The sequence below is a fragment of the Kitasatospora sp. NPDC091257 genome (assembly GCF_044757675.1).
Classification (GTDB): Bacteria; Actinomycetota; Actinomycetes; order Streptomycetales; family Streptomycetaceae; genus Kitasatospora; species Kitasatospora lactacystinica.
The window spans coordinates 1-5,710 of record NZ_JBIVVI010000564.1; the positions used below are offsets into that span (position 1 = coordinate 1).

Annotated in this window: 7 protein-coding genes; 5 read left to right on the forward strand and 2 right to left on the reverse strand. The window is 75.7% G+C overall.

Annotation, left to right across the window (positions count from 1 at the left end; all coding sequences use genetic code 11):
• Nucleotides 1-545: dienelactone hydrolase family protein (locus tag ACIQOV_RS24365; protein ID WP_401051719.1), on the reverse strand; the 545-nt coding region annotated here is incomplete at its 3' end.
• A 95-nt stretch (nt 546-640) separates the two neighbouring features.
• Nucleotides 641-1,885 carry an MFS transporter gene (locus ACIQOV_RS24370; RefSeq protein ID WP_380549743.1) on the reverse strand — a complete coding sequence of 415 codons (1,245 nt, stop codon included), beginning with the start codon at nt 1,883-1,885 and terminating at the stop codon, nt 641-643.
• A 109-nt stretch (nt 1,886-1,994) separates the two neighbouring features.
• Between ACIQOV_RS24370 and ACIQOV_RS24375 the strand changes: the two genes are divergently transcribed.
• The 5 genes from ACIQOV_RS24375 (at nt 1,995) to ACIQOV_RS24395 (ending at nt 5,617) form a co-directional block, all read left to right on the forward strand.
• A complete protein-coding gene (locus tag ACIQOV_RS24375; RefSeq protein WP_401051722.1) occupies nt 1,995-3,179 on the forward strand; it encodes an ROK family transcriptional regulator in 1,185 nt (394 codons plus the stop codon).
• 91 nt (nt 3,180-3,270) lie between these two features.
• Nucleotides 3,271-3,687, forward strand: coding sequence for a TOBE domain-containing protein (locus ACIQOV_RS24380; protein ID WP_359913640.1), 417 nt, complete (start codon nt 3,271-3,273; stop codon nt 3,685-3,687).
• 96 nt (nt 3,688-3,783) lie between these two features.
• On the forward strand, nt 3,784-4,239 hold the full coding sequence (locus tag ACIQOV_RS24385) for a hypothetical protein (RefSeq protein WP_401051725.1): 456 nt from the start codon (nt 3,784-3,786) through the stop codon (nt 4,237-4,239).
• A 5-nt stretch (nt 4,240-4,244) separates the two neighbouring features.
• A complete protein-coding gene (locus ACIQOV_RS24390; RefSeq protein WP_401051727.1) occupies nt 4,245-4,940 on the forward strand; it encodes a glycerophosphodiester phosphodiesterase in 696 nt (231 codons plus the stop codon).
• Entirely contained in the window at nt 4,937-5,617 is a 681-nt protein-coding gene (locus ACIQOV_RS24395; protein ID WP_401051730.1) for a winged helix DNA-binding domain-containing protein, read from the forward strand. Before ACIQOV_RS24390 ends, ACIQOV_RS24395 begins: the two co-directional genes overlap by 4 nt.
• Nucleotides 5,618-5,710 lie beyond the last annotated feature (93 nt).

The window sequence follows — 5,710 nt, forward strand, 5'->3', positions numbered from 1 at the left end:
CCCCCGGCCAGTTGGGTGGGCCCGGGGGCGCCGTTGAGGGTGTCCGGGTAGCCGTAGTAGCCGACCGCGCCGGCCAGGCCGAAGCGCGGTGCGGCGGTGCGGAAGGCCTGCCGGCCGCCGAAGCAGAACCCGAGCGCGACCACCTCGGCTGGCCCGGTGGCGCGCAGCCGGTCCAGTGCGGCGGTGATGTCGGCGTCCAGTCCTCCGGGGGTGAGCGCGAGCAGGTGGGGGAGCAGGTTCGGCATTTCGCCGAATTCCGCCGGGCGCTTTTCCGGGGCGGCTCCGGCGGTGCGGCCGTAATAGTCGAGGGCGAGGGCCGGGTGGCCGTGTTCGGCGAGCCGGGCGGCGGTCTGCCGATAGAACGGGGAGAGGCCCCTGTTGTCCGGCAGGACGAGCACCGCGGGCCCGGTGGCGGTCTCCGGCCGGGCCAGGAAGGCGCCGAACCGGGTGCCGTCGGCCGAGGTCAGGGTGAGTGGGGCGGCCTCGGCCAGGGGCCACGGGGCGGGGCCGAGGACGGGCGGGGCGGCGTCCGGGTCGTAGCACACGGGGGAATTCCTCTCGCGGAGCACGAAAACCGCCGGGCGCGGTGTGCGCCCGGCGGTTCGAGACCTTAGCGGGAAATTCCCTCAGGAATTCATCATCATATCGCGGAGAGATCTTTTCCGGAAGGCTTTTCCGGTGACATTGCGGTCACGTTCTCGCCGCCGGAATTCCGTTCGGCCAGCCGCAGCGCCCCGGCGCTCAGCAGCAGGGCGCAGGCGAGCGCGGTGACCAGGCCGAAGGAGACGGTCAGCGAGGTGGCCTGGGCGAGGGCGCCGATGACCGCGGGGGCGATCAGGCCGGAGGTGTAGGTGACGGTGGCGACGCCCGCGATGGCCTGGCTGGGGTTGGTGCCGATCCGGCCGGCCGCGGCGAAGGCGAGCGGGACGATCACCGCGATGCCGATGCCGATCAGGGCGAAGCCGGGGATGGCCAGTGCCGGGCTGTCCGCGGCGACCACCAGCAGGCCGCCGACGGTGGCGACGGCGCCGCCGATGCGGGTGGTGCGGACGGCGCCGAGGCGGCGGATCGCCGCGTCCCCGGCGAGCCGGCTGACCGCCATGGTGAGCGAGAAGGCGGTGTACGAGGCGGCGGCGACGGTGGCCGAGGCGCCGGTGACGTCCCGCAGGTAGACGCCGCTCCAGTCCATCGAGGCGCCCTCGGCGAAGACCGCGCAGAAGCCGACCAGTCCGATCACCAGCGAGCTGCGCGGCGGCAGCGCGAACCGCGGCGGCTCCTCCGCGCCCTCGTGCGCCCGGAGGTCGGGCAGGCCGCGGCAGACGGGCTGCGCGAGCGCGAGCAGGACCAGCGCGGTGACGGCGAGCTGGATCCGGGCGTCGAGGTCCAGGTGGGCGGCGAGGATGCCGAAGGGGGAGGCCAGCAGGCCGCCCGCGCTCCACATCCCGTGCAGCCCGGACATGATCGAGCGGCCGAGCCGCTCCTCGATCTCCACGCCCTGGGCGTTCATCGCGACGTCGGCCATCCCGGAGGTGGCGCCGTACACCAGCAGGGCCGCGCACAGCACCGGCAGCGAGGGGGCGAGCGCGGGCAGGGCGAGGGACAGGCACCAGAGCGAGATCAGCCCGCGCACCGCGGCCCGGCCGCCGTAGCGGTGCACGAAGCGGCCGGCCAGCGGCATGGCGAGGGAGGAGCCGACGGCGGGCATGACCAGGGCCAGGCCGAGCTGGCCGGCCGAGAGGTCGAGGTGGTGCTGGATCCAGGGGATGCGGGTGACGAAGCTGCCGGTGACGGCCCCGTGCACCAGGAAGGTCAGGGCGATGCTCCTCCGGGCCCGGCGGGGCGCGGTCAACGGCTCCGGCGGTGGTGGTGCGGTGGTTCCGCTCATGGGGTCTTCCCTCCCGGTCGCGCGGTGAGGGGCGCGACAGTGCCCTGTGACGGTCGCTAAATTATCAGGAAGGGACCCTGATAGAAATGCTCTGGAAGGATGAGCTGCCATGACCACCGCGCGTACGGCCACGCCGAGTACCGCCCGGGCGATCAACGACCGGTTGGCGCTCAACCTCCTGCTCGAACAGGGCCCCCTGACCGCGACCGAGCTGCGCGACCTCACCGGCCTCTCCCGGCCGACCGTCGCCGACCTGCTCGAACGCCTCCAGCGCACCGGACTGGTGGCCGTCGTCGGCGAGCGCGGCGAACAGCGGCGCGGCCCCAACGCCCGGCTCTACGCGCTGGTCGCCTCCCGGGCCCACCTCGCCGCCTTCGACGTCCGCTCCGGTGGCGTCAGCCTGGTCGTCGCCGACCTGGCCGGGCGCGGCCTGGCCACCGCCGAGGTCCCGGTCGAGGGCGACGGCGGGCCGGACACCGCCGGGACCATCGTCGCCGCCCTGCTGGACACCGCGCGCGCCGTCGGCGTCGAACGGCTGCACACCGTCGCGGTCGGCGCCCCCGGACTGGTCGACCAGGCCACCGGCCGGCTGCAGAGCACCGGCAAGCTCCCCGCCTGGCACGCCGAACTCCTCGCCGCGCTGCGCGAGCTGCCCGGCACCGAGGTGATCCTGGAGAACGAGGTCAACCTGGCCGGGCGGGCCGAGTACCGGGTCGGTGCCGCGCGCGACCGCGACACCTTCGTGCTGCTGTGGCTCGGCCACAGCGTCGGCGCCGCCGTGATCCTGGACGGGCGGCTGCGCCGGGGCTTCTCCGGCGGCACCGGCGAGATCTGCTTCCTGCCCGTTCCCGGCACCGTCGCCCTACCCAGCGCCGACAGCTGCGAGGGCGGCTTCCACGGCCTGGTCGGCAGCGCCGCGATCTGCGCGCTGGCCCGCGCCCACGGACTGCCCGCCGGCCCGGCCGGGGACGCCCCCGCCGCCGAGGCCGCCGTACGGGCCGCCCTGGCGGCCGGCGCGGCGGGCGAGGTCTTCCTGGACGAGCTGGCCGAGCGGATCGCGATCGGTGCGGCGAGCGTCTGCGTGGTGCTGGACCCCGGCTGCGTGGTGCTCGGCGGCGAGGTCGGCCGGGCCGGCGGGCCGGAGCTGGCCGGGCGGGTCGAGCGGCGGCTGGCCCGGCTCTCCCCGCTGAGCACCGAGGTGCGGGCCGGCACGGCGGGCGGCGGCGCGGTGCTCGCCGGGGCGGTGCTCACCGCCGGGGACGCGGTGCGGCGCGACCTCTTCGGCGAGCCGTGACCGCCCTCGCGTGATCACCCGCGCGGTCCGTACGGCAGGATGGCGCAGGGGCACTCGCCCCGGGAATCAGAACCACCGTCAGGAGACGCTCATGGGCCAGCCCGAGGTGCCGGCCAACCCGTACCGCATCGGCGAGGCCGCGGCGCTGCTCGGCGTCAGCGCCGACACCATGCGGCGCTGGGTGGACGCCGGGCGGGTCGCCGCCGCGCGGGACGAGCACGGGCACCGGATCATCCCGGGGGCCGAGCTCGCCGCCTTCGCCCGGGAGCTGGCCCGGCCGGAGAACTCCGAGGCGGAGGGCCGGCCGTCCTCGGCGCGCAACCGCTTCCCGGGGATCGTCACCCACGTGGTGCTCGGCGACGTGGCCGCGCAGGTGGAGATCCAGGCCGGGCCGTTCCGGGTGGTGTCCCTGATCAGCCGGGAGTCGGCGGAGGAGCTGAACCTGGTCCCCGGCGCACCCGCCACGGCGGTCATCAAGTCCACCAATGTGATGGTCGAACGACGCTAGTCGGGGTCCGTCGCCCGAGCGCGGGCCTGCCCCGGCCGCCCCGGCCCCACGAGCCCCACGAGCCCCACGAGCCCCGGAACCGAAGGAGAGGCCCGGATGACACCCCCGCACCTGCCGACCACCCAGAGCGCCGTGCTCGCGATCGAGGCCGTGGCCGACCGGCACGGCCGCACCGTCCGCGCCCAGCACGACATCGGCCGCGACCGGACCTTCGCCGGGCTGGTCGGCCCGGGCGGTCCGGGCGGTCCGGACGGGGAACTGGACGCCGTCCCGCACGAGGCACTGCTGGAGTTCGACGGCCGCCCCGCCGTCACCGTCCGGCTGTTCACCCACGACGAGGTCACCGTGACCGTCGAGGGCATCGCCTTCGACGTCGACCGCGACCGCGTCCCCGGCTTCCTGAACGCCCTCTGGTCCGACCTGGTGCACGTCACGGCGCGCACCTTCCCGCCGTCCACCACGCTGATCGTCACCGTCCCGGGGGAACCGAGCCACCGCGAGGCCATCGGCGTCCACGACCTCACCCCCTGGCTCGCCGGAAGGATCCGTTGAACGCCATGGCCAAGCCGCTCGCCGTCGCCCACCGCGGCGACCCCTACCGCCACCGCGAGAACACCCTGCCCTCCGTCGAGTCCGCGCTCGCCGCCGGGGCCGACGCCGTCGAGGTGGACGTCCGGCTCACCCGCGACCGGGTGCCCGTGCTGCTGCACGACGGCACCCTGGAGCGGCTCTGGCGCGACCCGCGGTCGATCGACCGGGTCACCGTCGACCAGCTGGAGGAGCTGCGACAGGGCCCGCTGACCGTCCCCACCCTCGCCGAGGCGATCAAGACGGTCGCCGCCGTCGACGGCCGCAGGCTGCTGATCGACCTGGACGACGCCGGACCGGCCGCGGCCACCTGGTCGGTGGTCACCGGGCTCGGCGCCGAACGCGCGGTCGCCTTCTGCGGCCCCACCGCCGCCATGCTCGCGGTGCGCGAACTGAGCCCGGACGCCGAGATCGCCCTCACCTGGAAGCAGCCCGGGATGCCCGTGCGCGCCCTGCTGGACGACCTGCGCCCGCGCTACCTCAACCCGCCGTTCGGCCTGGTCACCCCCGCCTTCACCGCCGCCGCGGCGGAGCAGGGGCTCGCCGTCTCCACCTGGACCGCCGACCTGCGCCGCACCATGCGCCGGCTGCGCGAGAGCGGCGTCGCCTCCATCACCTCCAACCGGATCGGCGTCCTGCGCTCCGTGCTGGACGGCCGCCGGTGACCGGACCGGTCCTGAGCCGACGGGCGCTCGGCCGGGCCCTGCTGGCCCGTCAGCACCTGCTCGCCCGCACCGACCAGCAGCCCGCCGCACTGATCCACCACCTCGGCGGCCTCCAGGCCCAGGCCGCACCCCAGCCGCCCTACCTCGGACTGCTGGCCCGGCTCGACGGCTTCACGCCCGAGCGGCTGAGCACCCTGATCGAGCAGCGGGCGGTGGTCCGGACCGCCCTCCAGCGCGGCACCATCCACCTCGTCACCGCCGAGGACTGCCTGACGCTGCGCCCGCTCCTCCAGCCGATGCTGGACCAGGCGATGCGCACCACCTTCGGGAAGCGGCTGACCGGCCTGGACCTGGACGCGCTCGCCGCCGAGGCCCGCACCCTGGTCGAGGAGCGGCCGCGCACCTTCCAGCAGCTCGGCGCGCTGCTCGCCGCGAGCCGCCCGGACCGTGACCCGGCCGCCCTCGCCCAGGCCGCCCGCTGCCGGCTGCCGCTGGTGCAGGTCCCGCCGCGCGGGCTGTGGGGGCGCGGCGGCCCGGCCGCCCACACCACCGCCGAGGCCTGGCTCGGCCGCCCGCTCGACCCGTCACCCGGCCCGGACGGCCTGGTGCTGCGCTACCTCGCCGCGTTCGGCCCCGCCTCCGCGGCCGACCTGCGCCAGTGGTGCGGCCTGGCCTAGGCCGAGCTCCTCGGCGACGTCCTCGGCGGCCAGCAGCGAGGCGGTGGCGCCGTCGTTCAGACCGGCCGAGTTGCCCGCGGTGATGTTGCCGTG